A 25192-nucleotide genomic window follows, 5' to 3' on the forward strand; every position below is an offset into this window, starting at 1 on the left:
GCGGTCGTACCGTCGGCGCCGGCGTCGTCGCTAAAATCGTCGCGTAACTCCTAAAGAACCATGGCTGATAGGGCCGGGGCGTGTTCTTGCCCCGGCACCCAGCCGGAGAAGTGAAATGGACAGCACCAACATCCGTATTCGGCTGAAGGCATTCGATCATCGTGTGCTTGACCAGTCGACCAGCGAGATTGTGAACACGGCGAAGCGCACTGGCGCCCGCATCCGTGGTCCGATTCCGCTGCCGACCCAAATCGAACGGTTCACCGTCAATCGTTCGCCGCATATCGATAAGAAGAGCCGCGAACAGTTCGAAGTGCGCACCCATAAGCGCCTTCTGGATATCGTCGATCCGACCCCGCAGACCGTGGACGCGCTGATGAAGCTCGACCTGGCGTCGGGTGTCGACGTCGAGATCAAGCTGTAAGCCGGAGGGATGACAATGAAGCGGTCTGGTCTGATCGCCCAGAAACTGGGCATGACCCGGATCTTCGACGACGCGGGTGAGCATATCCCCGTGACCGTCCTGAAGGTTGATGCCTGCCAGGTCGTCGGCGTGCGCACGGAAGAGCGCGATGGCTACAATGCCGTCCAGCTCGGCGCAGGCGCGATTAAGGTGAAGAACGTCAATAAGGCCCAGCGCGTCACTTTCGCTGCCGCGAAGGTCGAGCCGAAGCGCAAGGTCGTGGAATTCCGCGTCGATGCGGAAGCCCTGCTGGATGTCGGCGCCGAACTGTCGGTCGCCCATTTCGTTGCGGGCCAGTTCGTCGATGTGACGGGCACCTCGATCGGTAAGGGTTTCGCCGGGGGTATGAAGCGCCACAACTTCGGTGGTCTGCGCGCTTCGCACGGTGTTTCCGTGTCGCACCGTTCGCACGGTTCGACCGGTAACCGTCAGGATCCCGGTAAGACCTTCAAAGGCAAGAAGATGGCCGGTCACATGGGCGATGTCCGCGTGACCACTCAGAACCTGAAGGTTGTCGGCACCGATGCCGAACGCGGCCTGATCCTCGTGAAGGGCGCCGTTCCGGGTTCGGCCGGCGGGTTCGTTTTGGTTCGCGACGCGGTGAAGCGCGCCCAGCCGGAAGGCCTGCCCTTCCCGGCCGCGCTGAAGACCGAAGCCGCAGCGGAGGCGTAAGCGATGGAAGTTAAAGTCGAAACCCTGTTCACCGGACAGGCCGGGACGATCGATCTGGCGGACGAAGTGTTCGCCCTCGAGCCCCGCAAGGATATCCTCGCCCGCGTCATCCATTGGCAGCTTGCGAAGCGTCGCGCCGGTACCCATAAGGCCAAGGGCATTAAGGATATCGCCGGGACGACCAAGAAGCCGTACTCGCAGAAGGGCACCGGTAACGCCCGCCAAGGTTCGCTGCGCTCGCCGCAGTTCCGCGGTGGTGCTGTGATCCACGGGCCGGTCGTGCGCGATCATGGCTATTCGCTGCCGAAGAAGGTGCGCGCCCTCGGGTTGCGGACCGCGCTGTCGACGAAGCAAGCCGAAGGCAAGCTGATCATCGTCGATACGCTGCTGGGTGCGGATAAGACCAAGGCCGTCGCCGATGCGTTCGCGAAGCGCGGTTGGTCGTCGGTGCTGTTCATCGATGGCACGACCGTTGCCGCCGATTTCGCCCGCGCCGCCCGGAACATCAAGAATGTGGACGTGCTGCCGCAGCAGGGCGCCAATGTGTACGACATCATCCGTCGCGACACGCTGGTCCTGACCCGCGCCGCCGTTCAGGAGCTGGAGGCTCGCCTGAAATGAGTGAGGCGAAGAAGGGCGTGGCGCTGAGCCGTGAACGCGCCTACGACATCATCCTGTCGCCGGTCATCACCGAAAAGGCGACGTTCATCACCGACAAGAACTTCGTGACCTTCAAGGTTGCGACGGACGCCACCAAGCCGGAAATCAAAGCCGCTGTGGAAATGGTGTTCGGCGTGACGGTGAAGGCCGTGAATACCGTGACCGTCAAGGGCAAGCGCAAGCTGTTCAAGGGCCGTCCCGGTCAGCGCTCGGACTATAAAAAGGCGATGGTCAAGCTGGCTGACGGCCAGACCATCGACCTGACGACGGGGGTGTAAGCTATGGGCTTGAAGACTTTCAAACCGATTACGCCGTCCCTGCGTCAGCTTGTGCTGGTTGATCGCTCGGAACTGTGGAAAGGCAAGCCGGAAAAGACGCTGACCGAAGGTCTGAAGAAGACCGGCGGTCGCAACAATACCGGTCGTATCACTGCCTTCACCCGCGGTGGTGGTCACAAGCGCCGCTATCGTCTGGTCGATTTCAAGCGCCGTAAGTACGACGTGGTTGGGACGGTTGACCGTCTCGAATACGATCCGAACCGTTCGGCGTTCATCGCCCTGATCACCTACGCCGATGGCGAAAAGGCCTATATCTTGGCCCCGCAGCGCCTGAAGGCGGGCGATACGGTGATCGCCGGTGAAAAGACCGACGTGAAGCCGGGCAATGCCATGCCGCTGCGCAACATCCCGGTCGGCACGATCGTCCACAATGTGGAAATGAAGATCGGTCGCGGTGGTCAGTTGGCCCGTGCGGCGGGTTCCTACGCCCAGCTCGTCGGTCGCGACCAGGGCTATGCTCAGCTGCGCCTTGCTTCGGGCGAACTCCGCATGGTGCGCGGTGAGTGCATGGCCTCCATCGGCGCCGTGTCGAACCCGGATCAGCAGAACGTCAACTACGGTAAGGCCGGTCGTATGCGCTGGCTTGGCCGTCGCCCGTCGGTCCGTGGCGTTGCCATGAACCCGATCGACCATCCGCACGGCGGTGGTGAAGGCCGTACCTCGGGCGGCCGTCATCCGGTTACCCCGTGGGGTAAGCCGACGAAGGGTAAGAAGACCCGTAATAACAAGGCGACGGATCGTCTGATCGTCCGCCGTCGTCACGCGAAGTAAGGAGAACCGCCGTGGCGCGTTCCGTTTGGAAAGGTCCGTTTGTTGACGGATACCTTCTGAAGAAGGCAGATAAGTCTCGGGCTTCGGGCCGGAATGAAGTGATCAAGATTTGGTCGCGTCGTTCGACGATCCTGCCGCAATTCGTGGGTCTGACGTTCGGCGTTTATAACGGCCAGAAGTTCATTCCCGTTCTGGTGACGGACAATATGATCGGGCACAAGTTCGGCGAATTCTCGCCGACGCGCACGTTCTACGGTCACGCCGCCGACAAGAAGGCGAAGAGGAAGTAAGGCGATGAGCAAGAAACCCTTGCCGCGGCAGCTTGCCGACACCGAAGCCCTGTCCGTGGTGCGCAATCTGCGCATCTCGGCACAGAAGCTGAACATCGTGGCTCAGCTCATTCGTGGGAAAAAGGCCAATGTGGCCTTGGCCGAACTGACCTTCAGCACCCGTCGCATCGCGAAGGACGTGAAGAAGGCTCTGCAGTCGGCCATCGCGAATGCCGAAAACAACCATCAGCTTGACGTTGACAAGCTGTATGTGAAGGAAGCCTCGGTCGGGCAGAGCTTCGAATTGAAGCGCTTCCATGCCCGGGCGCGTGGCCGTGCGTCGCGCATTGAAAAGCCCTTCAGCCACCTGCGCATCGTTGTGCGCGAGCGCGAGGAGACGGTGTAATGGGTCAGAAAGTTAATCCGATCGGGCTTCGGCTCGGGATCAACCGCACTTGGGACTCGCGTTGGTTCGCGGGGAACAAGGATTATGCCGACCTGCTGCACCAGGATCTGAAGCTGCGCAAGATGCTCTCGGAGCGTCTGGCCCAGGCTGGCGTTAGCCGCATCGTCATCGAACGTCCGGCCAAGAAGGCCCGCGTCACCATTCATTCGGCCCGTCCGGGTGTGGTGATCGGCAAGAAGGGCGCGGATATCGAAAAGCTGCGTCAGGAACTGTCGAAGTTCACGAAGAGCGAAGTGAACCTCAACATCGTCGAAATCCGTAAGCCGGAACTCGACGCCAAGCTGGTTGCGGAAAGCATTGCCCAGCAGCTGGAACGCCGTGTCGCCTTCCGTCGCGCCATGAAGCGCGCCGTGCAGTCGGCCATGCGTCTCGGCGCCCAGGGTATCCGTATCAACTGCTCGGGTCGTCTCGGCGGTGCGGAAATCGCCCGCATGGAATGGTATCGCGAAGGTCGCGTGCCGCTGCACACCCTGCGTGCCGATGTCGATTACGGCGTTGGTACCGCGAAGACCACCTATGGCACCTGCGGTGTCAAAGTCTGGATCTTCAAGGGCGAAGTGATGGCGCACGACCCGATGGCCCAGGACAAGCGCGCTGCTGAACAGCAGCCGGCCCGCTAAGGCGTAAGGGAATAAAACGATGTTGCAGCCAAAGCGCACGAAGTTCCGCAAGGCCCACAAGGGCCGAATCCATGGCAATGCCAAGGGCGGGACGCAGCTGGCTTTCGGGTCGTTCGGCCTGAAGTCGCTGGAGCCGGGCCGGATCACGGCCCGTCAGATCGAAGCGGCCCGTCGCGCCATGTCGCGTCATATCCGCCGCGTCGGTCGTATCTGGATCCGCGTGTTCCCGGACGTTCCGGTTTCGTCGAAGCCTGCCGAAGTCCGCATGGGCTCCGGTAAGGGGTCGCCGGAATTCTGGGTCGCCCGTATTAAGCCGGGTCGCATCATGTTCGAAATGGACGGTGTGCCGCGCGAAATCGCCGAACGGGCGTTCGAACTGGCCGCCGCCAAGCTGCCGGTCGGCACGAAGTTCGTGCAGCGTATCGGTGAGGAAGCTTAACGATGGCCGAAGATATCCGCACGAAGACCGACGACCAGCTCAAGGATGAGCTGGTCAACCTCAAGAAAGAGCAGTTCAATCTGCGCTTTCAGCAGGCCAGCGGTCAGCTTGAGAATACGGCGCGGGTCCGCCATGTGCGGCGCCAGGTCGCTCGCATCAAAACAGTGCTGGCGGAACGGGCCGCGACCCGCTAAAAGGGTCGCTTTCCGAATGGAGACTGCTTAAATGCCAAGGCGCGTTTTGCAAGGGCGGGTGGTGAGCGATAAGAACGACAAAACCGTTACGGTTTTGGTGTCGCGTCGCGTCATGCATCCCGTCTACAAGAAGTTCATCACGCGGACGAAGAAATATGCCGCGCACGATGAAAACAATAGCTTCAAGACCGGCGATTTCGTGAAGATTCGCGAGTGCCGCCCGATCTCGAAGTCGAAAACCTGGGAAGTCGTGACCGATGATGCGGTCGTGACGGGCGAAGGAGCGTAACCCATGATTCAGGTGCAAACTAACCTGGACGTCGCCGATAATTCCGGCGCACGCCGAGTCATGTGCATCAAAGTCCTGGGCGGTTCGAAGCGGAAGACGGCTGCGGTCGGCGACATTATTGTCGTGTCGATTAAAGAAGCCATTCCGCGCGGCCGCGTGAAGAAGGGCGACGTGCATCGGGCTGTGATCGTGCGGACTGCGAAGGAAGTGCGCCGTTCGGACGGGTCGTCGATTCGGTTCGACACCAATGCCGCCGTTCTCATCAACAAGCAGAACGAGCCGATCGGCACCCGTATCTTCGGGCCGGTGACGCGCGAGCTGCGGTTGAAGAACTTCATGAAGATCATCTCGCTGGCGCCGGAAGTTCTGTGATGTCCGTCAAACTGAAGATCAAGAAGGGCGACCAGGTCATTGTGACCACCGGTCGTGACCGCGGCAAGACTGGCGAAGTCATCGAAGTTCTGCCGAAAGAAAACCGGGTCAAAGTCCAGGGCATCAACATTGTGAAGCGCCATACGCGCGCAACGCAGATGCAAGCGGGCGGGATTGTCGAAAAGGAAGCGGCTATTCACGTTTCCAACGTTTCCCATATCGATCCCAAGACCAAGCAGCCGACCCGCGTCGGTTACAAATTCCTCGCCGATGGTCGCAAGGTGCGTTACGCCAAGCGCTCCGGCGAGCAAATCGACGTTTGAGGTGCAGCATGGCTACCCGTCTGCAAGACCATTACAAGAACGTTGTTCGCCAGAAGCTGATCGAAGAGTTCGGTTATAAGAACCCCATGCAGGTTCCGAAGATCGAAAAGATCGTGATCAACGTCGGTGTCGGTGAAGCTGTCCAGGATTCGAAGAAGCTGGATGCGGCCGTCGGCGAAATCGCGCTGATCACCGGTCAGAAGCCGATCAAGACCTATGCGAAGAAGTCGATCGCCGGCTTCAAGATCCGCGAAGGTATGGCTCTCGGTGCGAAGGTCACCCTTCGTCGCGAGAAGATGTATGAATTCCTTGACCGCCTGATCACCATTGCGCTGCCGCGCGTGCGTGACTTCCGCGGTGTGAACGCCAAGAGCTTTGACGGTCGCGGCAATTATGCCCTCGGCCTCAAGGAACAGTTGGTGTTCCCGGAAATCGACTACGACAAAGTTAGCGATATCCGCGGGATGGACATCATCATCGTCACGAGCGCTAAGACCGACGACGAAGCGCGTGCCCTGCTTAAGGGCTTTCAAATGCCGTTCGCGTCGTAAAGGCGGAGAAGGTCAATGGCTAAGACGAGTTCTGTTCAAAAGAACAAGCGCCGGGAGAAGCTCTCGGCTCAGCACGCCAACCGTCGTGCTAAGCTGAAGGCGATCATTCAGGATAAGGATGCACCGTTGGAAGAACGGTTCTCCGCCACCCTGAAACTGGCTGAAATGCCCCGCAATGGGGCGAAGGTTCGCGTGCGCAATCGCTGCGAGGCGACGGGTCGCCCGCGCGCCGTGTATCGCAAGTTCAAGCTGTGCCGTAATGCACTGCGCGAACTGGGGTCGGCCGGCCAGATTCCTGGCTTGGTCAAGTCGAGCTGGTAAGAGGAGTTTAGGATATGGCGATGAGCGATCCCTTAGGGGATATGCTGACGCGCATCCGCAACGCCCAGCATGCGCGTATGTCGGTGGTCAATTCCCCGGCATCGAAGCTGCGGGCGAATGTGCTCGAAGTGTTGAAGCGTGAAGGTTACATCCGCGACTACACTCAGGCCGACGTGCGGGCCGGCGTCCAGGAACTGCGTATCGAATTGAAGTATCACGAAGGCCAGGCCGTGATTAAGGAGATCAAGCGTGTCTCCAAACCCGGTCGCCGCGTGTATACCAAGATCAAAGATCTGCCGAAGTTCTACAATGGTCTTGGCATTTCGATCCTCTCCACGCCCCGTGGCGTGATGTCCGACGCCGAAGCGCGCGCTGCCAATGTTGGCGGCGAAGTGCTTTGCCGCGTGTTCTAAGGGAGGCTCACCAATGTCACGAGTTGGTAAGTATCCCGTCTCGGTTCCGGCCGGCGTCACTGTTTCGGTGAAGGACGGCGTCCTTGAAGCCCAGGGCAAGCTCGGCACGCTGAGCCTTACCCTGTCCAGCGATGTGGAAACCACGGTTGACGGCAACTCCGTCACCGTCAAGCCGGTTTCGGAAACGAAGCAGGCCCGCGCCATGTGGGGCACGACCCGTGCCCATATCAACAACATGGTGAAGGGCGTCAGCACCGGTTTCACCCGTAAGCTCGAAATCAACGGCGTCGGTTACCGCGCCGATGTGCAGGGCAAGGTCGTGAAGCTGAAGCTCGGCTATTCCCACGATATCGATTACGACCTGCCGGAAGGCATCACCGTCGTTGCTGAAAAGCCGACGTTGCTGGCCATCTCCGGTGCCGACCGCCAAAAGGTCGGCCAGGTCGCCGCAGAGATTCGTCGCTTCCGTGGTCCCGAGCCCTACAAGGGCAAGGGGATCAAGTTTGAGGAAGAGACCATCCTGCGTAAGGAAGGCAAGAAGAAGTAAGGACGCGGACCATGATGAAGCCGAAAGAACTCTTCGAGCGTCGTCGTCAGCGCGTCCGTACGCGACTGAGGGCAACGTCCAACGGCCGCCCGCGGCTGTCGGTATTCCGCTCGAGCAAGCATATCTATGCGCAGGTGATCGACGACGCGCAGGGCATCACCCTGACCGCCGCATCGTCAATCGACAAAGAACTGCGCGGTCAACTGAAGACCGGTGCCGATATCGAAGCCGCCAAGGCTGTCGGTACGCTCCTCGCCAAGCGTGCGCTGGCGAAGGGCGTTGAGACGGTCGTCTTCGACCGTGGCGGTTACATCTACCACGGCCGGGTGAAGGCCCTGGCCGACGCCGCCCGCGAAGGCGGGCTGGCGTTCTAAGGGGGGCTTTTCATATGGCACGGGAAGATCGTCGGGACCGCGAGCGTCAGCCGCGCGAACGCGAAGAATCGGAACTGGTTGAAAAGCTGGTTGGTATCAACCGCGTCGCCAAAGTGGTGAAGGGGGGCCGTCGCTTCGGCTTCGCCGCTCTGGTGGTCGTGGGCGATGGTAAGGGCCGCGTTGGTCATGGGGCGGGCAAGGCGCGTGAAGTGCCGGAAGCCATCCGCAAGGCCACCGAACAGGCTAAGCGCAACATGGTGAAGGTGCCGCTGCGGGAAAACCGCACGCTGCATCATGACGCCAATGGTCACTTTGGCGCGGGCCGCGTCGTTCTCCGCACGGCAGCCGCCGGTACGGGGATCATCGCCGGTGGTCCGATGCGTGCAGTGTTCGAAGCGCTGGGCGTGCAGGACGTGGTTGCGAAGTCGCTGGGCACCTCCAACCCGCACAACATGATTAAGGCCACCTTCGATGCCCTGTCGGGCACGGTGTCGCCGCGCGCGGTTGCCAACCGTCGCGGCAAGAAGGTTGCCGACATCCTCGGTCGTCGCGACGGTGAAGCCGCCGCTGCGAAGGAAGCGTAAGATCATGAGTGGCACGGCTAAGACCGTTAAGGTCACCCAGATCGGTTCGCCGATCGGTCGCGAAGCCTATCAGCGCGATACGCTGAAGGGGCTTGGGCTCAACAAGCTGCACCGCAGCCGCGTGCTGGAGGATACTCCGGCGGTCCGCGGTATGATCCGGACGGTTCAGCATCTGGTGAAGGTCGAAGACCAGGCGTAACCCGCAAGGGCGCGCTTGGATCGGGCGGGGCGGAAACGCCCCGCGCCTTCTTCCGAGGAGAACATCATGAAACTTAACGAACTCCGGGACAATGAAGGCGCGCGTAAGCGCCGGATGCGTGTCGGTCGCGGTATCGGGTCGGGCAAGGGCAAGACCTCGGGCCGCGGTGTGAAGGGGCAGAAGTCCCGTACCGGCGTTTCGATCGGTGGCTTTGAAGGCGGTCAGATGCCGCTGCATCGCCGTCTGCCGAAGCGCGGCTTCAACAATCTGTTCCGCGTGACCTATCAGGTCATTAACGTCGGATCGATTCAGAAAGCCCTGACCGAAGGCCGTCTGCCGGCCGATCAGACCATTACCGGCGAGGTTCTCGCGGCGGCTGGTCTTATTCGGATCGCCGATGCGCCGACCCGTCTGCTGGCCAAGGGCGAGCTGACGGCGAAGGTCACCATCCAGCTCGATGCTGCCAGCCCGGCAGCCGTGGCGGCGGTGGAAAAGGCGGGCGGCTCGGTCGTCCTGCCGGCTCCGGTAGAAGCGTAAGCGTTCTTCGATAACGGTTGGCGGTTAAAACCTGATGGCATCGGCGGCAGAACAATTAGCTGCAAACATCAACTTCAGCGCCTTTTCGAAGGCGACGGAGTTGAAGGCGAGGATTTGGTTTACGCTGGCCGCGCTCGTCGTGTACCGGCTGGGGACGTATATTCCCCTGCCGGGCATCGACCCGCAGGTCTTGAACGAGATTTTCCGGCAGAATGCGGGCGGCATTCTCGGCATGTTCGACATGCTGGCCGGGGGTGCGTTGGGTCGTATGACCGTCTTCGCGCTCAATATCATGCCCTATATTTCAGCGTCGATTATCATTCAATTGATGACCGCGGTGAGCCCACGCCTTGAAACCTTGAAAAAGGAAGGCGAGAGCGGCCGCAAGGTGCTTAATCAATATACGCGGTATCTTACGGTGCTGCTAGCGACCGGGCAGGCTTATGGCATTGCTATTGGTCTTGAGAGTTTCCAAGGACCGTCTGGGTCGGCAGTGCTGGATCCGGGCCTTTTCTTCCGTCTGACCGCCGTGATTACCCTGGTGGGCGGCACGATGTTCGTCATGTGGTTGGGCGAGCAGATTACGGCCCGCGGTGTCGGCAATGGTATCTCGCTGATTATCTTCGCGGGGATCGTCGCGAACCTGCCGAGTGCTCTGGCCGGATTGCTGGAGCTGGGGCGCACCGGGGCGATGTCGGCGGCCTTTATCATCGTGCTGCTAGGCGTTGTTGTCGGTGTGATCCTGTTCATCGTGTTCATGGAACGCGCCCAGCGTCGCATTTTGATCCAATACCCCAAGCGTCAGCACGGCAATCGGGTGTTTGGCGGCGAGTCGAGTCACCTACCGCTGAAGTTGAACACCGCCGGGGTTATCCCGCCGATTTTCGCCAGCTCACTGCTGCTGTTGCCGAGCACTTTGGTCGGTTTCTCGGGGCAATCGACGGTCGATCTGCCGCCGGTGCTGCGGTGGATTAGCGAGAATATCGCCCACGGCCAACCGCTATATCTGGCGCTTTATGTCGGGATGATCATCTTCTTCTCGTTCTTTTACACCGCGATTGTGTTCAATCCGGCAGAGACGGCAGAGAATTTGAAGAAGCACGGCGGCTTTATTCCGGGGATTCGGCCCGGTCAGAATACGGCCAATCACCTCGATCATATTCTGACGCGGTTAACGGTTCTCGGTGCGCTGTATATCGCGGCAATTTGCGCGCTTCCCGAAATTCTCATCTCGCAGTACTCGGTGCCCTTCTACTTCGGCGGCACAAGCCTGCTGATCGTAGTGACGGTGACGATGGATACGGTTGCCCAAGTCCATTCGCATCTGGTGGCGCATCAATACGAAGGCCTAATCAAAAAGGCCAAACTGCGAGGGAGGCGTGGATGAACATCATTCTCTTAGGTCCGCCGGGGGCGGGTAAGGGGACGCAGGCGCGGTATCTGCAGGATACCTATGGCTTGGTGCAGCTTTCGACGGGCGATATGCTGCGCGCTGTTGTGGCATCGGGTAGCGCCTTGGGGCAGGAAGCGAAGCGCGTCATGACCTCTGGTCAATTGATGCCCGATTCGCTGATGATCGATATGATCGCCGACCGTATTGCCCAGCCGGACTGCGCCAAGGGCTTCATCCTTGATGGTTTTCCGCGCACGGTTGCCCAGGCGGAAGGCCTGGATACGATGCTGGTCGAGAAGGGCCTGAAGCTCGATCACGTGATCGAAATGAAGGTTGATGAAGCCGCGCTGACCGAACGGATTACCGGGCGCTATACCTGCAAACACTGCGGGACCGGGTATCATGATCTGTTCAAGCAGCCCAAGACCGAAGGGGTCTGTGATAGCTGCGGCGGAACAGAGTTTGTGCGGCGGGCCGATGATACGGTGGAAGCTGTTTCGGCCCGGTTGAAAGTATACCACGATCAGACGGCCCCCATTCTTCCCTACTATCGGGAGCGCGGGGTGTTACGGACGATCGATGGCATGGCGGACATCGCCGATGTGACCCGCTCGCTTGAAGAGATTCTTCAGCCGAGCAAGGTGTGAATGAGTTGACTCTTAAGTCTGCCTTCCTATAATGCCGCCCCTCAATCGGACGGTTACGAGTAGGGTCGGCGGAACATCGTTGACCCTCTTTTTAAGGAGTTAGAGCGTGGCGCGCATTGCAGGCGTGAACATTCCGACGCAGAAGCGCGTGGAGATCGGCCTTACCTATATTTACGGCATTGGCCGCAAGACCTCCCGCGACATCTGTGCGAAACTCGGTTTCGCAACCGAGCGCCGGGTGCATCAGCTGAATGACGAAGAAGTGCTTCGCATTCGTGAGCTGATCGACCGGGAATATACCGTTGAAGGGGATCTGCGTCGTCAGGTCGCCATGCAGATTAAGCGGCTGATGGATCTCGGCTGCTACCGCGGTCTGCGTCATCGCAAGGGCCTGCCGGTGCGCGGTCAGCGGACCCACACCAATGCCCGTACCCGCAAGGGCAAGGCGAAGCCGATCGCCGGCAAGAAGAAGTAAGGATAAGGTTTTATGGCCAAGGCTCCTGCTACGCGCATTCGCCGCCGCGAGCGCAAGAACATTACGTCGGGTGTGGCGCACGTCAACTCGACGTTCAACAACACCATGATCACCATCACCGATGCGCAGGGCAATGTGATTGCTTGGTCGTCGTCGGGCACGAAGGGCTTCAAGGGCAGCCGCAAGTCTACCCCCTATGCTGCCCAGGTTGCTGCCGAAGATGCCGGTCGCAAGGCGATGGAACATGGCATGCGCACGCTGGAAGTCGAAGTGAAGGGTCCGGGCGCTGGCCGCGAATCCGCGCTTCGCGCGTTGCAGGCGGTGGGTTTCTCGGTGACGTCGATCCGCGACGTGACCCCGATCCCGCACAATGGCTGCCGTCCGCCGAAGCGGCGCCGCGTCTGATTGAAGTCGGTCAAGCGGCTCGTTGCCTGGGGGGTAACCTCTCGGCGGCGGGCCGGTTGCCGTTCTCAGGCGTGGGTTGCCGGTTTCGACCGGTAGAGTTTGGCGTGGTGCTGATAAGGAAAACGTCCCGTGATCCAGAAGAATTGGCAGGGCTTGATTAAGCCGAACAAGCTGAGCGTCGAGGCTGGCGACGATCCGGCGCGCGTTGCGACGGTGGTTGCCGACCCGCTGGAGCGCGGCCTGGGCTTGACGCTGGGGAACGCACTGCGTCGTATCCTGCTGTCCTCGCTGCAGGGTGCGGCGGTGACGTCGATCCATATCGACGGCGTGCTGCATGAGTTCTCCTCGGTGCCGGGTGTGCGCGAAGATGTGACGGACGTTGTCCTGAACATCAAAGCGCTGGCGCTGCGGATGCACTCCGAAGATACGAAGCGCGTGCGTCTGCGCGCCACCGGCCCCTGTGCCGTCACGGCTGGCATGATCGAAACCGGCGCGGACATCGAAGTGATGAACCCCGATCTGGTGATCTGTCACCTTGATGCGGGCGCGAAGCTGTCGATGGAAATGTCGGTCAGCCGTGGCAAGGGCTATGTCCCGGCCTCGCTGAACCGTCCGGAAGATGCGCCGATCGGTCTGATCCCGGTCGATGCCTTGTTCTCGCCGGTCCGCAAAGTCAGCTATAAGGTGGAAAACACCCGCGTTGGTCAGCAGACCGACTACGACAAGCTGTCGATGCGCATCGAAACCAACGGCGCGGTCTCGCCGGAAGATGCGGTTGCGCTCGCTGCCCGCATTCTTCAGGACCAGCTTGCGCTGTTCATCAACTTCGAAGAACCGCAGGCCCCGGCCGAAGAAGATCGCGCCAACGATCTGCCGTTCAACAAGAACCTGCTGCGCAAGGTGGACGAGCTGGAACTTTCGGTTCGCTCAGCCAACTGCCTGAAGAACGATAACATCGTTTACATTGGCGACCTGGTGCAGAAGACCGAAGCCGAAATGCTGCGCACGCCGAACTTTGGTCGTAAGTCGCTCAATGAAATCAAGGAAGTGCTGGCTCAGATGGGCCTGCACCTCGGTCTTGAGATCCCCGGCTGGCCGCCGGAAAACATCGAAGAACTGGCAAAACGGCTCGAAGAGCCTTATTGATCGGTTCATGGGTTAACGGAAACCCCTGTCGCGCGGCGCTGGTGAGCAGCCCCCCGCCGGTAGGTCCGCTGAAGAGGTAGAAGAAGATGCGTCACGGTATGAGCGGTCGGAAACTGAACCGCACCAGCAGCCACCGCAAGGCCATGTTCGCCAATATGGCCGTGGCTTTGATTAAGCACGAGCAGATCACCACCACCCTGCCGAAGGCGAAGGATCTGCGTCCGATCGTTGAAAAGCTGATCACCCTCGGCAAGCGTGGCGATCTGCATGCGCGCCGTCAGGCGCTGGCCGTGCTGCAGGACGAAACCGTAACCCGCAAGCTGTTCGATACGGTTGCGGAACGCTATAAGGCGCGCGCTGGCGGTTACACCCGCGTGCTGAAGGCGGGTTTCCGCTACGGCGATGCTGCCCCGATGGCGGTGATCGAATTGGTTGACCGCGATCCGGCCGCGAAGGGCCTGGATTCGGGCCAGATCGAAGCGGAAGACGTGGCGGCCTAACGCCCGTTTCTGTCTGATTGAGGAAGAACGGCTCCCGGGTTCGGGAGCCGTTTTTTTTATGGGCTTTCGCGGACCGGCGGGCGCTGTCCCAGCATCGGTGCTGCTGCCGTAAGCGTTGCGATCAGATGGTCGGCCAGGGCGCGGATACGGGGTGCCCGGCGCACATCGGCGTGCAGGATCAGGCAAAGCGGTCGGTCGGGTGGCTGGTGGCCGGCGACAAGGCTCAGGTCTGGGGCATCCGCAGCAGCAAAGCAGGGCAGAAGCGCGGCGCCCCACCCGAGGCGTGCGGCCGCTAAGAGCGTGCTGACGTCACCCGCCGCCAAGGGCACCAGCCTCCCCGCGCGTTGGGTATCGAGCCATGTCTGTTGGCTGCTTCCCTGCCAGCCGTCGCCGAGGCCGAGGAGCGGCAGGTCAGCCTCCGCCAGTTCGGTGCGCGCATAGACCCCATAGGCGATGTCGCAGAGCTTACGCGCGATCAGCCCGGTTTCCTGAGGCCAACCGACGCGCACCGCTAGGTCGGCGGCACCTTGGCTCAAGTTCAGATGAAAGGCGCTGGTATCAAACTCCAGCGTAATACCAGGATTCTTCTGCTGAAAGGCATGGAGGGCGGGTAAGAGCACGCGGTTTGCCAGGATGGGCGGTGCGGTTAGGCGGATGGGGCCGGTGAGTGGCCCAACCTCAAGGGCCGCACGCCCTACGCTTAAAGCTTCCGCTTCCAACCGTTCGGCCTTGGGCAGCAACGCCTGGCCTTGCGGCGTTAGTTTCCAACCGCGAGGCAAACGGTGAAAGAGGTGCAGGCCGAGATGGGCTTCGAGGGCCGCGATACGTCGGGCGACGGTGGTATGATCTACGCGCAGGCGGCGCGCTGCCGCTGATAAGCTCGCATCGCGGGCAACGGCCAGAAAAAAGCGAATATCATTCCAGTCGAAGGACGCCATCGGTGGATTTTTGCACCTAAGGTCGGCGCTCTTCCAGTCTTATCGATGTTAACTGGCTGTTTTATCTCTTGCGGATCGCGGGGGCTCACCCTGCCGAAGGAGATAAGAATGTCTGATGTGGATTTGGTTCAGCAGTTTCTGGGGCATATTTTCGCGGGCGAGATGGCTCAAGCACTTGCGCTCGTGCACCCCCAGGCCCGCTTTATCGGCGCCCGCCCCACGGGGGATGCGCGTGTTCCGCTTTATGGCACCCATGAGGGGCGGGCAGGTGCCGAGCATTTCTTTCGGACTTTTGCCGAACTATTGATCCCCGGAGACTTTGAGGTTATCGGGCGCTTCGGCGGTGCGGGCTACGTCACCTTCTTTGGGAAGTTTTGTCACAGCGCCCGTAAGACAGGTCGTCCGTTCTTGAGCGACTGGGCCCTCGTGGCGCAGATCGACAACGGCATGATCCGTTTTTATCATTTCTATGAGGATACAGCCGCTTTGGAAGCTGCGCTGTTGCCAATCCCCTAATAAGAGGAACGCAGGGAAGGTGCCCTGTTGCCGCAGGTTGGTGCAGCACTTTCCTTAAAATTCAGCATGATGTAATTAAAATTGAATATAGAATGATTTTGATCATATCGGAGCGAAAGGATGCAATCACAAAACGGTTATGAGATAAAAAACGCCTGACGGTGATTTTGTAAGTGGCATTACATTGTTTTTTGTTAAGGAAAAATTAGCCGTCTTTGTCATTTCAATATCCTCATGGTTCCAGCGCGGCGGGGCTGGCGGGATACTGGGGGAATGACAGCATGGCGCGTAAGATTTCGTTTAAATTAGGTTTGTCTGGGCGGATTTTCTTTATCGCGGTTGCGGTTTGCACGCTAGGGATCGCCTTAACCAGTGGCTATGGCATGTACCGCGCTATCGGCGAGTTCGACCGGCTGGCGACGGCATCGGTCGATTCGGCCTTCCGGGTGTTCCGAGATGTCTTGTCGCAATACGGTAAGGATTACCGGTTGGTCGATGGCAAGATGATGATCGGTGACTATACGGTGACGGCGGAGGATACCGCAGCGACCGACCGGGTGACGGCGGCGACGGGGGCAGTAATGTCGATCCTGGTCGGCGATACCCGCGTGTCCACCAGCCTGCGCTTCCCGGACGGCAAGCGCCAAACCGGTACGAAACTGGTGGACGGGCCGATCAAGACCCAAGTTCTCATCGAAGGGAAGTCCTACCGCGGCACATCTAACTCGCAAGGCACGCTCTACTATGTTGCCTATGAGCCGATTAAGGATGCGAGCGGCAAGGTTATCGGAGCCATTGGCCTTGGTATGTTGGCCAAAAATTTCATGGAAGCGATGGATGTCATCGTTTGGCAGCAGGGGGCGATTGCACTTGGTATGCTAGTCCTGTCAGGCCTCTCCCTCTGGTTTGCGCTGGGGCGGGAAGTGAAGCGCCTCGCGGTGCTGCGCGACCGGATCGAAGCGGTTGAAGCGGGGGATGTGCAGTCGACGGTTGCCTATACCGAGCGCGTCGATGAAATCGGCTCCTTGGCGCGGGCGGTGGATAGTTTCCGCCGGGCGACGGTAGATCGCCAAGCCGCGATGGCGGAGGCCGCGCGTGAGGCGGAGCAAACCCAGCAGCGTCAGAAACAGCTTGAAGCCGCAACGGCCCAATTCTCCGGCGAGATGGAAGGCCTGTCGAAGAGCATCGGGCAAGCCGCGGAATTTCTGCTGAAGCGGGTCGATGATCTGCGCAGCTCGGTCACCGCTGCGGAGCACAACAGCCGGACAATCCTGAATACGGCGGAAACAGCGTCAACGAATGTGGGCACGGTCGCGGCGGCGGCAGAAGAACTCTCGGGGTCGATCCGCGATATCTCGCGCCAGATGGCCCGGGCGGCGGATACGGCGGGGCGGGGGGTGTCGGAAGCGGTTTCGACCAATGCCACGGTGCAGGAATTGGCGCGTTCGGCAGACCGGATCGGGGAAGTTGTGCGCCTGATCAACGATATCGCTGGGCAAACCAACTTGTTGGCGCTGAATGCAACCATTGAAGCGGCGCGCGCGGGCGAGGCGGGTAAGGGCTTTGCCGTTGTCGCGTCGGAGGTGAAATCCCTGGCGGCGCAAACGGCGAAGGCGACGGACGAAATTCAGTCGCAGATCGCGGGCATCCAGGCCGAAACCAATCATGTGGTGGCGACCATCGGCGGGATTTCCGGCACCATTGAACAGATCAGCGAAATCGCCACCAGTGTCGCCGCCGCCGTTGAAGAACAGGGCGCGGCAACCGACGAAATCGCCCGCAATGTCCAACAAGCCGCCAGCGGCACCCATCAGGTGACGCAGCATGTGGGCAGCTTTGGCCAAACCACGGCTTCGATCCAAGGGGCCGCGGAGGCGCTGCATTCGGTCGCGATCGACCTGAAGGACCGCGCAACCGGATTGCAGGGGGCTGTCGGCGCCTTCATCACTCAGCTACAGCACAGTAGCAAGACAGCAGCCTAAAGAACGGCGGGGGCTGCGGCCCCCGTTTTTCAGGCGCTGAGTTTTTGGTTATAGCGGCGCAGGCCCTCGGCGGCTTGGCGCTGAACTTTGTTTTTCAGCATCGGCGTCCACCCCAGGATCAACCCGGTCGGGCCGAGCGCCTGGGAGGCCCAGTTCCAGAAATCGAACCGGTCCGTGTGCCGGAAGATCTTACCGTCCTTGAACTGAAACTCTGCCGCGATGCGGTTTACCACCGGGCGTTTTGTGGCGGAAAACGTGTAGCGCGCCTGCCAGCGGGCGGTGCCGGTCATACCGTCCGCCTTGATGTCGCCGAATTCAATGTCCAAATCGGTAGCGCGGGACAGCAGCATGCCCCACATCCGCCCAATCTCCGCCCCCTGCAGCCGGGGGAAGGCCGGATCGGAGAAGATCGCGTCCGGGTGATAGCAGTCCGCCATCGCTTGCGCTTGGCGGGTCTGGAAACTCCGGTAGAATTCGGTGATCAAAGCGGCGTATTGCTCGGACATGGCGTCCCCCTTCGGGATATTTGGTCGAGAGCTTGGCATAGTGAGGAACGAATGGGTGGAAAAAACGGTCCCGTCGGTGCGCGTTCGGCGCTTGGATACGCTAAAACGCTAACGATACTCGCTTTAGGCGCGGTATTGCTGGCGGGATCGCTCCCCGCTGCGGCGCAAAGCCAGAGGATCACGCCCCAAAGCCGCGAGCAGATCAGCCTGTCTTTCGCCCCGGTGGTACGGCAGACGACGCCCGCCGTGGTCAATATCTATACGAAGAAGCGCGTGCGCGAACAGGCCGCCCTGTCGCCGCTACTGAACGATCCCTTTTTCCGTCAGTTCTTCGGCGACCGGCTGCCCCAGGGGCAAACGCGGGAACGGGTGCAGAATTCGCTGGGGTCGGGGGTTATCCTGCGCCCGGATGGGTTGATCGTCACGAATTTCCACGTGATCAAGGATGCCGACGAAATCAGCGTCGTACTGTCCGACCGGCGGGAGTTCGACGCCAAAGTGCTGCGGTCGGACGAGCGGGTTGATCTTGCGGTCTTGAAGATCGACGCCGGTCGCGAACAACTGCCGACGCTGCCGCTCGCCGATAGCGATCAGTTGCAGGTTGGCGATCTGGTGCTGGCGATTGGTAATCCCTTCGGCGTCGGGCAGACGGTGACCCAGGGGATCGTCTCGGCGCTGGCGCGGACCAATGCCGGGATCACCGACTATAATTTCTTCATCCAGACCGATGCGGCGATTAACCCCGGCAATTCCGGCGGCGCGCTGGTGACGATGGACGGGCGGCTCGCGGGGATCAATACCGCCATCTACTCCCGCTCCGGCGGGTCCATCGGCATTGGCTTTGCCATTCCGGCGAATATGGTGCGCACGGTCCTGTCGGACGATGCGGCGCGCAATGGTAAGATCGTCCGCGCCTGGTTCGGCGGGTCGGGCCAGCCGGTCACGCCGGAGGTCGCCGCCAGCCTTGGCCTGCCGCGCCCGGCGGGGGTGTTGATCGCCGAGGTTCACCCGGATAGCCCGGCGGCGCAGGCGGGCATTCGGTCGGGCGACGTGATTACCGCGATCAATGGGAATGAAGTGCCGGACCCGGAGGCGCTGCGCTTCCGCATTGCCACCCTGCCGATTGGCGAGACGGCGACCTTCACCGTCATGCGGCGCGGCCAGCCGATCACCACGGCGGCAAAGCTGATTGCACCGCCCGAAACCCCGAAGCGCGAGGCAACCGTGCTAAAGGGCCAGCAACCGCTGGCCGGGGCGACGGTGGCCAACCTCTCCCCAGCGCTCGTGGAGGAATTGGGCATTCCCGGCCCGTCGCGCGGGGTGATCCTGCTGGATATTGCCGCCCGCAGCCCGGCGGCGCGCGTCGGCTTTCAACAGGGCGACGTGTTGCAGCAGGTCAATAATACGCCCATCGCCAGCGTGACCGATGCCGTGGCGGCCCTCGGGCGCGGTCAATCTTGGCGCATCAGCATTAAGCGAGGCGACGAGGTTCTGACGGACACGTTCAGCCAGCGATGACCGACCTGTTCCCGCCCGCCCTGCTGCCCGGCGCCGACACGCAACCCCTGGCCGACCGGCTGCGCCCGGCGCGGCTGGCGGAGGTTGTGGGGCAGGATCATCTGTTGGGGCCGTCCGGTCCCATCGGGCGGATGCTGGCGGCAAAGCGCTTAGGTTCGATGATCCTCTGGGGGCCGCCCGGCTGCGGCAAGACCACGCTGGCGCGGCTGCTGGCGGCGGAGGCGGGGCTGACGTTCGAGCCACTGTCGGCGGTGCTATCGGGCGTTGCCGAGTTGCGCAAGACCTTCGAGGCGGCGGCGAAACGCCGGGCGCAGGGCAAAGGCACGCTGCTATTCATCGACGAAATCCACCGCTTCAACCGCGCCCAGCAGGATGGTTTTCTGCCGGTGGTGGAGGATGGCACGGTGATCCTGGTCGGCGCGACGACGGAAAACCCCTCCTTCTCCCTCAATGCCGCGGTGCTGTCGCGCGCGCAGGTCTTTGTGCTCAAGCGGCTGGAGGAAGCCGGGCTGGCGCTACTGCTCGACCGGGCGGAAGCGCTGATGGAACGGCCCCTCCCATTGACGGCGGAGGCACGGGCGCTGCTGCTAACCCTGGCCGATGGCGACGGGCGCTATCTGCTCAACCTCGCCGAAGCGCTCTTTGCCGCCAAAGACGGGCCGGTGCTCGATGCGGCGGGGCTGCTCGCCTCGGTTCAGAAGCGCGCGCCGCTCTACGATAAGGACCGGGAGGAGCATTACAATCTTATCTCCGCCCTGCATAAATCCCTGCGCGGGTCGGACGTTGATGCGGCGCTCTATTGGTTTCAGCGCATGCTGCTGGGCGGCGAAGATCCGCATTTCGTCGCCCGCCGCTTAACGCGCTTTGCGGCGGAAGATATCGGCATGGCCGATCCGGCGGCGCTGACCCAGGCAATTGCCGCCTGGGAAACCTATGACCGCCTCGGGTCGCCGGAGGGGGAACTGGCGCTGGCGCAGGCCGTGGTCTATCTGGCGACTGCGCCGAAATCCAACGCCGTCTACCGCGCCTTTAAGGCGGCGGCGAAAGCGGCGCGCGACACGGGGTCGATGATGCCGCCTAAACATATCCTCAACGCTCCGACGCGGCTGATGAAGGATATCGGCTATGGGTCGGGCTATGCCTATGACCATGACGCACCGGATGGGTTTTCCGGCCAGAATTATTTCCCGGAAAACCTGCCGCGCACCCGCTTCTACGATCCGCCCGAACGTGGGTTCGAACGCGATATTCGCAAACGGTTGGACTATTGGGACCGGCTGCGCGCCAAACGGCAGGAGACGTCCGATGAGTAGTGTTCTTCTGGTCGGCCTCGGCGGAGCCTTGGGGTCGATGGCGCGCTATCTGATGGTGCTGGGCGTCGGGCGCTGGCTGGGGACGGGGTTTCCTTGGGGCACCCTGTCGGTCAACCTCATCGGCTGTTTTTTGATGGGGTTGCTGACGGCTTTGTTCACGGGGCCGCTGCCGGTTTCCGCCGAAACGCGGTTGTTTTTCACCACCGGTATCCTGGGGGGCTTCACCACTTTTTCCGCCTTCGGTCTCGATGCCTCCGGCCTTCTCGATAAGGGGGATAGTGGGGCTGCGCTCTTGTATCTGGCGGGATCGGTCGCCTTGGGGTATGCCGGGGTCCGGTTGGGGGCCGCGTTTATTCGGCTCTGGAGTTAGGAGAAAGATCATGGCCGTCGAGCAACGCACCGTCAGCCCGGATGAGGCGGATATTCGGCTCGACCGCTGGTTTAAGCGCCATTTCCCGCAACTGCCGTTCGGGCGCCTCTCGAAGCTGATGCGCACGGGGCAAATTCGCCTCGACGGCAAGCGGGTGGATGGGGCGGAGCGGCTGGAACCCGGCCAGATCATCCGCGTTCCGCCCTTGGGCGATCTCGACAGCCCGCCGCCGCCGCGCACCCTTGATCCACACGAGATCAAAGACCTGCACCAGATGGTCATCCACCGCGATGCCGATGTGCTGGTGCTGAACAAGCCGAGCGGCCTTGCTGTGCAAGGCGGGACCGGGACGAGCAAGCACCTCGACGGCATGCTGGATGCGCTGAAGTTCGACCTCGACGAACGCCCGCGTCTGGTGCATCGCTTGGACCGCGACACTTCCGGCATTCTCGTTCTTGCCCGCACGGCGCTGGCGGCGACGAAGCTGGCGGCGGCCTTCAAGGCGCGCGAGACGGAGAAGATCTATTGGGCCGTCACCGCCCGCGTGCCTGCGCCGGAAGAAGGCTCGATCACTCTGCGCCTCGCTAAAAAGGGCGGCCCGCAGGGCGAACGGGTGGCGGTCGATGACGAGGAAGGCCAGCGCGCCGTGACCGATTATGAGGTGATCGACACGGCCCCGCCGCGCGCTGCGCTGGTGCGCCTGCGCCCGATCACCGGGCGTACCCATCAGTTGCGCGTCCATTGTGCCGCGATTGGTTGCCCGATTTTGGGCGATGTGAAATATGGCCAGGCCGATGCGATCATCCACGGCGTCGAATTTTCGCGCAGTCTGCACCTGCACGCCCGGCGACTGAAAATTCCGCACCCGCGCGGCGGGTTTCTGGAGGTGACGGCCCCGGTGCCGCCCCATATGAAAAAAACCTTCGCCTATTTCGGTTTCAGCGTTCCCAAGGGGGCTTAGCATGGCGGCCTTCGATCTCATTTTGTTTGACGTCGATGGCACGCTGGTCGATAGCCAGCGCACGATCATCGCCTGCATGGAAGCGGCCTTCATCCGCTACGACCTGCCAATCCCCTCGGCAGCGGCCATTCGCCATACGGTCGGGCTGGCGCTGGTCGATGGCGTGGCGCAACTGCTGGCCGCGATGCCGGAAGGCGCGGGGGTCGATCCCTATGCCGTCGCCGAAGCCTATAAGGATACGTATCTCGCCCGCCGAACGGCGACCCCGGCCCCGGCGCCCGATCCGCTCTATCCCGGCACGCGTGCCTTGCTCGACCGGTTGCTGGCCGAAGACCGGCTGATGGGCGTTGCCACCGGCAAGAGCAACCGGGGCATGCGGGTATTCGTTGAAACTCACGGGCTGCACCGGCATTTCGTCACGCAGCAAACGGTCGATACCGCGCCGGGCAAGCCCGATCCGACGATGGTTCGGCAAGCCGCCGTTGAAGCCGGGACCATTCCGTCACGGGTCTTGATGATCGGTGATACGGTCTATGATATGCAAATGGCGCGCGCGGCGGGCGCTGTGGCCGTGGGGGTCGATTGGGGCTATCACGCACCGCAGGCTTTGACGGCAGAAGGCGCACGGACGATTTTAAAGACCTGGGACGATCTCGCTCCCTATCTGACCTGACCGACAGGAGAGGCCCATGATGGACGAACGCCCGATTCTGAGCGGCCCGGCCCCTAAGGAACCGCGCCCTGAAAAACCCATTTCCGCGAAGCCCCCCCGCAACTTGCTGCGCACCGGCCTGCTGATCGCGGGCGGCGGCGTTGGGCTGGTGGTGGTTGGCGCTGGGGCCTTGCTGTTTCTGGTCGATCCCAATGCCCACCGCGACCGGATTGCGGCGGAGTTGCAGGCGGCGACCGGCCGGGCGGTGACGCTGGCCGGGCCGATCAGTCTGTCGCGCTCCCTCTCCCCCGCCCTGGTGGTCGAAGGCGTGACGATTGCCAACATGCCCGGCGGATCGCGCCCGCAGATGGCCAGCATCGGCAAGCTCGACGTGCAAGTGGCGCTGCTGCCGCTGATCCTGAACGGGCGGCTGGAGGTTGAACGTCTCAACCTCGCCAAGGCCGATATTCTGCTGGAAACCGATGCCAAGGGGCAGGGCAATTGGGTGTTTATGCCCGAACCCTCCCCCTCGGCCCCGCAAGGCACGCCTGCCCCGGCGGCGGGCGGCGGCGGAAAAAGCGGCGGCGCGCTGCCGATCCTCAAGGAAGTGCTGATCACCGACAGCCGCATCGTCTACCGTAGCGGCAAGACCCAGCAGCGGCTCGATCTGACCCGCCTCAGCTTCGCCCTGCCCGATGCTGGCAAACCCGTGCCGGTGGCGGTGAAAGCGGTGCTGAACGATGCGCCGCTCGATCTGACCGGGGAAATCGGCGCGCTCACCAGCCTGATGAGCGCCGAGGGCGCCTATCCGGTGAAACTGAAGGGGCAGGTGGCGGGCCTCGATCTCGATGCCAGCGGCACGCTCGGCCTCGGCAAGCAGCAGGGCCAGGCGGACGGGACGCTGACGGTCAGCGGCGAATCGCTGACCGTGCTGAAGAAAGCCGCGCCGGGCTTCGGCATCAATGCCGCCGACTGGCCAGAGAAGCTGCCGAAATTCTCCCTGACCGCGCAAGGCGCGCTGGCGGGCGATAAGCTGACCCTAACCCGCGCCGTGCTGACCACGGGCAAGACGGAGGTGACGGCGACCGGTACGGTCGGCCTCAGCGGTCCCAGCTTCGGGCTGACACTGACGGCGCGCGCGCCGGATTTGCGATCTTTAGTCGGTAAGTTCCCTACTAATTTTGTTTATATCATGCCCGAAGCGGGGGCTTCGCTTACTGGTAAGTTGACGGGCACGACGACTGCGCCGCAATTGGCCGATCTGGTGCTGGATTGGGGCGCAACCCGCGTCACCGGGCGGTTGGGGGCCGATCTTGGCAGCCGCGTGCTGCGCGTGACCGCCGATCTCGCCAGCCCGGAAATCGATCTCTCGGCGTTCATTGGTAAGCCCCGTGTGGCCGCAGCTTCGGGCAGTTCGGGCGGCAGTGCCGCCCCGGCGAAATCGGGTGACGACCGGGTAATCCCGGATATGCCCGTCGATCTCACGGAGATTGCCCAGGCGCCGGTCGAAGGGGACGTTAAGCTGGCGGTGGCGCGGCTGAAGACCGGGCGCGGCGAAGTGAAGGATGTTTCGCTCGCCGTCGCCCTGCGGAACCGGCAATTCACCCTGCGCCCGCTGCGGCTAACCGCAGCAGACGGGAAGCTGGCCGCCGATGTGGTCATCGAACCGAGCGGCAAGCTGTGGATGACCGGCGAGGCGGCGGCGGTGGATACCGCGCAGCTTTCGGCCCTGTTGGGGGAGGAGCCGGTGCTGAAGACCAAGGCTGATCTGTCGTTCAAATTTTCGGCCGAAGGCAAGAACCTGCGCGCGCTCGCCGCCAGCCTCGACGGGTCGGTCGGGCTTGCGACGGGGCCGGGGCAGTTGGTCGGGTCGGCGGCGGAGGCGCTGTCGAGCAAATGGCTAACCTTCCTATCGCTGAAGCCCGCCGATGTGACGCAGATCAGTTGTTCGGTGGTGCGCACGCAGTTCGTGCGCGGGCAGGGCAGCGTGCAGCAATTGGCCCTGGATACGCCCGGCCTGACCGTGCGCGGCAGCGGCGGCCTGTCGCTGGCCAGCGAAACCCTCGACCTGCGCTTCGAACCGCACTTAGCCGAAGGCAATCCGGCCGCAGCGGCGGCAGTGCCCTTCCATGTACGTGGCAGTTTCGGCAAGCCCTCGGTCACACCCGATGCGGCGGCGACGGCGCGCACGGCGGTGGGCATCGCCCAGCAGCTTGGCGTTGGCGGGCAGAAGACGCAGGGCGCGCTCGGAATCGTCGGGGCGTTGCTCGGCCAGGGCAGCCAGGGCGGGCCGGTGCCGACAGCGGCGGTGCCCTGCGGCCAGCGCGTCGCCAGCACGCCGACCAATACCCAGGTGCCGGCGCAGCCGGGCCAAATCCCCAGCCAGCCGACCCAACCGGCGCAGAATGACCCCGCCGGGGCGATCAAAGGCCTGTTCAAGGGCCTGCTCGGCGGCTCGAAACAGTGAG

At 62.1% G+C, this 25192-nt stretch carries 37 protein-coding genes; 35 read left to right on the top strand and 2 right to left on the bottom strand.

Annotated features, from left to right (window positions below):
- Window positions 1–115 precede the first annotated feature (115 nt).
- The 27 genes from rpsJ to rplQ all read left to right on the top strand — a co-directional run bounded on the left by rpsJ (window position 116) and on the right by rplQ (window position 13968).
- A complete protein-coding gene (gene rpsJ / locus CHR90_RS04575; RefSeq protein WP_094407811.1) occupies window positions 116–424 on the top strand; it encodes a 30S ribosomal protein S10 in 309 nt (102 codons plus the stop codon).
- Between the two features lie 15 nt (window positions 425–439).
- Entirely contained in the window at window positions 440–1135 is a 696-nt protein-coding gene (gene rplC / locus CHR90_RS04580; protein ID WP_094407812.1) for a 50S ribosomal protein L3, read from the top strand.
- A gap of 3 nt (window positions 1136–1138) precedes the next feature.
- Window positions 1139–1756 carry a 50S ribosomal protein L4 gene (rplD, locus tag CHR90_RS04585; protein WP_094407813.1) on the top strand — a complete coding sequence of 206 codons (618 nt, stop codon included), beginning with the start codon at window positions 1139–1141 and terminating at the stop codon, window positions 1754–1756.
- Complete coding sequence (locus CHR90_RS04590; protein ID WP_094407814.1) at window positions 1753–2073, top strand: 50S ribosomal protein L23; 321 nt, start codon at window positions 1753–1755, stop codon at window positions 2071–2073. Before rplD ends, CHR90_RS04590 begins: the two co-directional genes overlap by 4 nt.
- A gap of 3 nt (window positions 2074–2076) precedes the next feature.
- Window positions 2077–2904 (top strand): 50S ribosomal protein L2, encoded by an 828-nt coding sequence (rplB, locus tag CHR90_RS04595; RefSeq protein WP_094407815.1) that lies wholly within the window; start codon window positions 2077–2079, stop codon window positions 2902–2904.
- Window positions 2905–2915: 11 nt separating this feature from the next.
- Window positions 2916–3194 carry a 30S ribosomal protein S19 gene (gene rpsS, locus CHR90_RS04600; protein ID WP_045777292.1) on the top strand — a complete coding sequence of 93 codons (279 nt, stop codon included), beginning with the start codon at window positions 2916–2918 and terminating at the stop codon, window positions 3192–3194.
- 4 nt (window positions 3195–3198) lie between these two features.
- A complete protein-coding gene (gene rplV / locus CHR90_RS04605) occupies window positions 3199–3579 on the top strand; it encodes a 50S ribosomal protein L22 (RefSeq protein ID WP_094407816.1) in 381 nt (126 codons plus the stop codon).
- Window positions 3579–4259, top strand: a complete 681-nt coding sequence (rpsC, locus tag CHR90_RS04610) for a 30S ribosomal protein S3 (RefSeq protein ID WP_094407817.1) — start codon at window positions 3579–3581, stop codon at window positions 4257–4259. Before rplV ends, rpsC begins: the two co-directional genes overlap by 1 nt.
- A 19-nt stretch (window positions 4260–4278) precedes the next feature.
- Entirely contained in the window at window positions 4279–4698 is a 420-nt protein-coding gene (gene rplP / locus CHR90_RS04615; RefSeq protein ID WP_094407818.1) for a 50S ribosomal protein L16, read from the top strand.
- A 2-nt stretch (window positions 4699–4700) separates the two neighbouring features.
- Entirely contained in the window at window positions 4701–4892 is a 192-nt protein-coding gene (gene rpmC / locus CHR90_RS04620) for a 50S ribosomal protein L29 (protein WP_094407819.1), read from the top strand.
- A gap of 31 nt (window positions 4893–4923) precedes the next feature.
- Window positions 4924–5181, top strand: a complete 258-nt coding sequence (rpsQ, locus tag CHR90_RS04625; protein ID WP_094407820.1) for a 30S ribosomal protein S17 — start codon at window positions 4924–4926, stop codon at window positions 5179–5181.
- Between the two features lie 3 nt (window positions 5182–5184).
- Window positions 5185–5553 carry a 50S ribosomal protein L14 gene (gene rplN, locus CHR90_RS04630; RefSeq protein WP_094407821.1) on the top strand — a complete coding sequence of 123 codons (369 nt, stop codon included), beginning with the start codon at window positions 5185–5187 and terminating at the stop codon, window positions 5551–5553.
- Window positions 5553–5876 carry a 50S ribosomal protein L24 gene (gene rplX, locus CHR90_RS04635; RefSeq protein ID WP_094407822.1) on the top strand — a complete coding sequence of 108 codons (324 nt, stop codon included), beginning with the start codon at window positions 5553–5555 and terminating at the stop codon, window positions 5874–5876. The genes rplN and rplX overlap by 1 nt, the downstream gene beginning before the upstream one ends.
- Before the next feature lie 8 nt (window positions 5877–5884).
- Window positions 5885–6427, top strand: a complete 543-nt coding sequence (gene rplE, locus CHR90_RS04640) for a 50S ribosomal protein L5 (RefSeq protein WP_094407823.1) — start codon at window positions 5885–5887, stop codon at window positions 6425–6427.
- Window positions 6428–6442: 15 nt separating this feature from the next.
- Window positions 6443–6748 (top strand): 30S ribosomal protein S14, encoded by a 306-nt coding sequence (gene rpsN, locus CHR90_RS04645; RefSeq protein ID WP_094407824.1) that lies wholly within the window; start codon window positions 6443–6445, stop codon window positions 6746–6748.
- Window positions 6749–6762: 14 nt separating this feature from the next.
- Entirely contained in the window at window positions 6763–7161 is a 399-nt protein-coding gene (gene rpsH, locus CHR90_RS04650; RefSeq protein ID WP_094407825.1) for a 30S ribosomal protein S8, read from the top strand.
- Window positions 7162–7174: 13 nt separating this feature from the next.
- Entirely contained in the window at window positions 7175–7708 is a 534-nt protein-coding gene (rplF, locus tag CHR90_RS04655; protein ID WP_094407826.1) for a 50S ribosomal protein L6, read from the top strand.
- 11 nt (window positions 7709–7719) lie between these two features.
- A complete protein-coding gene (gene rplR / locus CHR90_RS04660) occupies window positions 7720–8082 on the top strand; it encodes a 50S ribosomal protein L18 (RefSeq protein WP_094407827.1) in 363 nt (120 codons plus the stop codon).
- A 14-nt stretch (window positions 8083–8096) separates the two neighbouring features.
- Complete coding sequence (gene rpsE, locus CHR90_RS04665) at window positions 8097–8666, top strand: 30S ribosomal protein S5 (protein WP_094407828.1); 570 nt, start codon at window positions 8097–8099, stop codon at window positions 8664–8666.
- Window positions 8667–8670: 4 nt separating this feature from the next.
- On the top strand, window positions 8671–8865 hold the full coding sequence (gene rpmD / locus CHR90_RS04670; RefSeq protein WP_094407829.1) for a 50S ribosomal protein L30: 195 nt from the start codon (window positions 8671–8673) through the stop codon (window positions 8863–8865).
- Between the two features lie 66 nt (window positions 8866–8931).
- Window positions 8932–9402, top strand: coding sequence for a 50S ribosomal protein L15 (gene rplO / locus CHR90_RS04675; protein ID WP_094407830.1), 471 nt, complete (start codon window positions 8932–8934; stop codon window positions 9400–9402).
- Between the two features lie 34 nt (window positions 9403–9436).
- On the top strand, window positions 9437–10789 hold the full coding sequence (gene secY, locus CHR90_RS04680) for a preprotein translocase subunit SecY (RefSeq protein ID WP_094407831.1): 1353 nt from the start codon (window positions 9437–9439) through the stop codon (window positions 10787–10789).
- Window positions 10786–11442 (top strand): adenylate kinase, encoded by a 657-nt coding sequence (locus tag CHR90_RS04685; RefSeq protein WP_094407832.1) that lies wholly within the window; start codon window positions 10786–10788, stop codon window positions 11440–11442. The genes secY and CHR90_RS04685 overlap by 4 nt, the downstream gene beginning before the upstream one ends.
- A gap of 106 nt (window positions 11443–11548) precedes the next feature.
- The gene (rpsM, locus tag CHR90_RS04690) at window positions 11549–11917 is read left to right on the top strand and encodes a 30S ribosomal protein S13 (protein WP_094407833.1); all 369 of its coding nucleotides are present in this window, start codon (window positions 11549–11551) and stop codon (window positions 11915–11917) included.
- Window positions 11918–11929: 12 nt separating this feature from the next.
- On the top strand, window positions 11930–12322 hold the full coding sequence (gene rpsK / locus CHR90_RS04695; protein ID WP_094407834.1) for a 30S ribosomal protein S11: 393 nt from the start codon (window positions 11930–11932) through the stop codon (window positions 12320–12322).
- A 129-nt stretch (window positions 12323–12451) separates the two neighbouring features.
- Window positions 12452–13468, top strand: a complete 1017-nt coding sequence (locus CHR90_RS04700; protein WP_094407835.1) for a DNA-directed RNA polymerase subunit alpha — start codon at window positions 12452–12454, stop codon at window positions 13466–13468.
- Between the two features lie 86 nt (window positions 13469–13554).
- Complete coding sequence (gene rplQ, locus CHR90_RS04705; RefSeq protein ID WP_094407836.1) at window positions 13555–13968, top strand: 50S ribosomal protein L17; 414 nt, start codon at window positions 13555–13557, stop codon at window positions 13966–13968.
- Window positions 13969–14024: 56 nt separating this feature from the next.
- Here rplQ and CHR90_RS04710 read toward each other — a convergent pair whose 3' ends face one another.
- Window positions 14025–14906 carry a LysR family transcriptional regulator gene (locus CHR90_RS04710; RefSeq protein ID WP_094407837.1) on the bottom strand — a complete coding sequence of 294 codons (882 nt, stop codon included), beginning with the start codon at window positions 14904–14906 and terminating at the stop codon, window positions 14025–14027.
- Between the two features lie 108 nt (window positions 14907–15014).
- On the opposite strand from CHR90_RS04710, the gene CHR90_RS04715 reads away from it, so the two are divergent.
- Window positions 15015–15422, top strand: a complete 408-nt coding sequence (locus tag CHR90_RS04715; protein ID WP_170941290.1) for a nuclear transport factor 2 family protein — start codon at window positions 15015–15017, stop codon at window positions 15420–15422.
- A gap of 281 nt (window positions 15423–15703) precedes the next feature.
- Window positions 15704–17404 carry a methyl-accepting chemotaxis protein gene (locus tag CHR90_RS04720; protein WP_094407839.1) on the top strand — a complete coding sequence of 567 codons (1701 nt, stop codon included), beginning with the start codon at window positions 15704–15706 and terminating at the stop codon, window positions 17402–17404.
- A 29-nt stretch (window positions 17405–17433) separates the two neighbouring features.
- On the opposite strand, the gene CHR90_RS04725 is transcribed toward CHR90_RS04720, so the two are convergent.
- Complete coding sequence (locus CHR90_RS04725; protein ID WP_094407840.1) at window positions 17434–17910, bottom strand: nuclear transport factor 2 family protein; 477 nt, start codon at window positions 17908–17910, stop codon at window positions 17434–17436.
- A gap of 51 nt (window positions 17911–17961) precedes the next feature.
- Between CHR90_RS04725 and CHR90_RS04730 the strand changes: the two genes are divergently transcribed.
- Genes CHR90_RS04730 through CHR90_RS04755 form a run of 6 tightly spaced genes read left to right on the top strand, consistent with a single transcriptional unit; the run spans window position 17962 to window position 25191 of the window.
- Entirely contained in the window at window positions 17962–19428 is a 1467-nt protein-coding gene (locus CHR90_RS04730; RefSeq protein ID WP_094407841.1) for a DegQ family serine endoprotease, read from the top strand.
- Entirely contained in the window at window positions 19425–20741 is a 1317-nt protein-coding gene (locus CHR90_RS04735) for a replication-associated recombination protein A (RefSeq protein ID WP_094407842.1), read from the top strand. Before CHR90_RS04730 ends, CHR90_RS04735 begins: the two co-directional genes overlap by 4 nt.
- Entirely contained in the window at window positions 20734–21111 is a 378-nt protein-coding gene (crcB, locus tag CHR90_RS04740) for a fluoride efflux transporter CrcB (RefSeq protein ID WP_094407843.1), read from the top strand. The genes CHR90_RS04735 and crcB overlap by 8 nt, the downstream gene beginning before the upstream one ends.
- Window positions 21112–21121: 10 nt before the next feature.
- Window positions 21122–22072 (top strand): RluA family pseudouridine synthase, encoded by a 951-nt coding sequence (locus CHR90_RS04745; protein WP_094407844.1) that lies wholly within the window; start codon window positions 21122–21124, stop codon window positions 22070–22072.
- A gap of 1 nt (window position 22073) precedes the next feature.
- Complete coding sequence (locus CHR90_RS04750; RefSeq protein WP_094407845.1) at window positions 22074–22745, top strand: HAD-IA family hydrolase; 672 nt, start codon at window positions 22074–22076, stop codon at window positions 22743–22745.
- 16 nt (window positions 22746–22761) lie between these two features.
- A complete protein-coding gene (locus CHR90_RS04755) occupies window positions 22762–25191 on the top strand; it encodes an AsmA family protein (protein WP_094407846.1) in 2430 nt (809 codons plus the stop codon).
- Window position 25192: the final 1 nt, after the last annotated feature.

The organism is Elstera cyanobacteriorum, from assembly GCF_002251735.1.
Classification (GTDB): domain Bacteria; phylum Pseudomonadota; class Alphaproteobacteria; order Elsterales; family Elsteraceae; genus Elstera; species Elstera cyanobacteriorum.

Excerpts from the sequence above, each read along its gene's own strand:
- rpsJ (WP_094407811.1), top strand. The coding sequence starts at position 116 with ATGGACAGCACCAACATCCGTATTCGGCTGAAGGCATTCGATCATCGT.
- rplC (WP_094407812.1), top strand. The coding sequence starts at position 440 with ATGAAGCGGTCTGGTCTGATCGCCCAGAAACTGGGCATGACCCGGATC.
- rplD (WP_094407813.1), top strand. The coding sequence starts at position 1,139 with ATGGAAGTTAAAGTCGAAACCCTGTTCACCGGACAGGCCGGGACGATC.
- CHR90_RS04590 (WP_094407814.1), top strand. The coding sequence starts at position 1,753 with ATGAGTGAGGCGAAGAAGGGCGTGGCGCTGAGCCGTGAACGCGCCTAC.
- rplB (WP_094407815.1), top strand. The coding sequence starts at position 2,077 with ATGGGCTTGAAGACTTTCAAACCGATTACGCCGTCCCTGCGTCAGCTT.
- rplV (WP_094407816.1), top strand. The coding sequence starts at position 3,199 with ATGAGCAAGAAACCCTTGCCGCGGCAGCTTGCCGACACCGAAGCCCTG.
- rpsC (WP_094407817.1), top strand. The coding sequence starts at position 3,579 with ATGGGTCAGAAAGTTAATCCGATCGGGCTTCGGCTCGGGATCAACCGC.
- rplP (WP_094407818.1), top strand. The coding sequence starts at position 4,279 with ATGTTGCAGCCAAAGCGCACGAAGTTCCGCAAGGCCCACAAGGGCCGA.
- rpmC (WP_094407819.1), top strand. The coding sequence starts at position 4,701 with ATGGCCGAAGATATCCGCACGAAGACCGACGACCAGCTCAAGGATGAG.
- rpsQ (WP_094407820.1), top strand. The coding sequence starts at position 4,924 with ATGCCAAGGCGCGTTTTGCAAGGGCGGGTGGTGAGCGATAAGAACGAC.
- rplN (WP_094407821.1), top strand. The coding sequence starts at position 5,185 with ATGATTCAGGTGCAAACTAACCTGGACGTCGCCGATAATTCCGGCGCA.
- rplX (WP_094407822.1), top strand. The coding sequence starts at position 5,553 with ATGTCCGTCAAACTGAAGATCAAGAAGGGCGACCAGGTCATTGTGACC.
- rplE (WP_094407823.1), top strand. The coding sequence starts at position 5,885 with ATGGCTACCCGTCTGCAAGACCATTACAAGAACGTTGTTCGCCAGAAG.
- rpsN (WP_094407824.1), top strand. The coding sequence starts at position 6,443 with ATGGCTAAGACGAGTTCTGTTCAAAAGAACAAGCGCCGGGAGAAGCTC.
- rpsH (WP_094407825.1), top strand. The coding sequence starts at position 6,763 with ATGGCGATGAGCGATCCCTTAGGGGATATGCTGACGCGCATCCGCAAC.
- rplF (WP_094407826.1), top strand. The coding sequence starts at position 7,175 with ATGTCACGAGTTGGTAAGTATCCCGTCTCGGTTCCGGCCGGCGTCACT.
- rplR (WP_094407827.1), top strand. The coding sequence starts at position 7,720 with ATGATGAAGCCGAAAGAACTCTTCGAGCGTCGTCGTCAGCGCGTCCGT.
- rpsE (WP_094407828.1), top strand. The coding sequence starts at position 8,097 with ATGGCACGGGAAGATCGTCGGGACCGCGAGCGTCAGCCGCGCGAACGC.
- rpmD (WP_094407829.1), top strand. The coding sequence starts at position 8,671 with ATGAGTGGCACGGCTAAGACCGTTAAGGTCACCCAGATCGGTTCGCCG.
- rplO (WP_094407830.1), top strand. The coding sequence starts at position 8,932 with ATGAAACTTAACGAACTCCGGGACAATGAAGGCGCGCGTAAGCGCCGG.
- secY (WP_094407831.1), top strand. The coding sequence starts at position 9,437 with ATGGCATCGGCGGCAGAACAATTAGCTGCAAACATCAACTTCAGCGCC.
- CHR90_RS04685 (WP_094407832.1), top strand. The coding sequence starts at position 10,786 with ATGAACATCATTCTCTTAGGTCCGCCGGGGGCGGGTAAGGGGACGCAG.
- rpsK (WP_094407834.1), top strand. The coding sequence starts at position 11,930 with ATGGCCAAGGCTCCTGCTACGCGCATTCGCCGCCGCGAGCGCAAGAAC.
- rplQ (WP_094407836.1), top strand. The coding sequence starts at position 13,555 with ATGCGTCACGGTATGAGCGGTCGGAAACTGAACCGCACCAGCAGCCAC.
- CHR90_RS04710 (WP_094407837.1), bottom strand. The coding sequence starts at position 14,906 with ATGGCGTCCTTCGACTGGAATGATATTCGCTTTTTTCTGGCCGTTGCC.
- CHR90_RS04715 (WP_170941290.1), top strand. The coding sequence starts at position 15,015 with ATGTCTGATGTGGATTTGGTTCAGCAGTTTCTGGGGCATATTTTCGCG.
- CHR90_RS04720 (WP_094407839.1), top strand. The coding sequence starts at position 15,704 with ATGGCGCGTAAGATTTCGTTTAAATTAGGTTTGTCTGGGCGGATTTTC.
- CHR90_RS04725 (WP_094407840.1), bottom strand. The coding sequence starts at position 17,910 with ATGTCCGAGCAATACGCCGCTTTGATCACCGAATTCTACCGGAGTTTC.
- CHR90_RS04730 (WP_094407841.1), top strand. The coding sequence starts at position 17,962 with ATGGGTGGAAAAAACGGTCCCGTCGGTGCGCGTTCGGCGCTTGGATAC.
- CHR90_RS04735 (WP_094407842.1), top strand. The coding sequence starts at position 19,425 with ATGACCGACCTGTTCCCGCCCGCCCTGCTGCCCGGCGCCGACACGCAA.
- crcB (WP_094407843.1), top strand. The coding sequence starts at position 20,734 with ATGAGTAGTGTTCTTCTGGTCGGCCTCGGCGGAGCCTTGGGGTCGATG.
- CHR90_RS04745 (WP_094407844.1), top strand. The coding sequence starts at position 21,122 with ATGGCCGTCGAGCAACGCACCGTCAGCCCGGATGAGGCGGATATTCGG.
- CHR90_RS04750 (WP_094407845.1), top strand. The coding sequence starts at position 22,074 with ATGGCGGCCTTCGATCTCATTTTGTTTGACGTCGATGGCACGCTGGTC.
- CHR90_RS04755 (WP_094407846.1), top strand. The coding sequence starts at position 22,762 with ATGATGGACGAACGCCCGATTCTGAGCGGCCCGGCCCCTAAGGAACCG.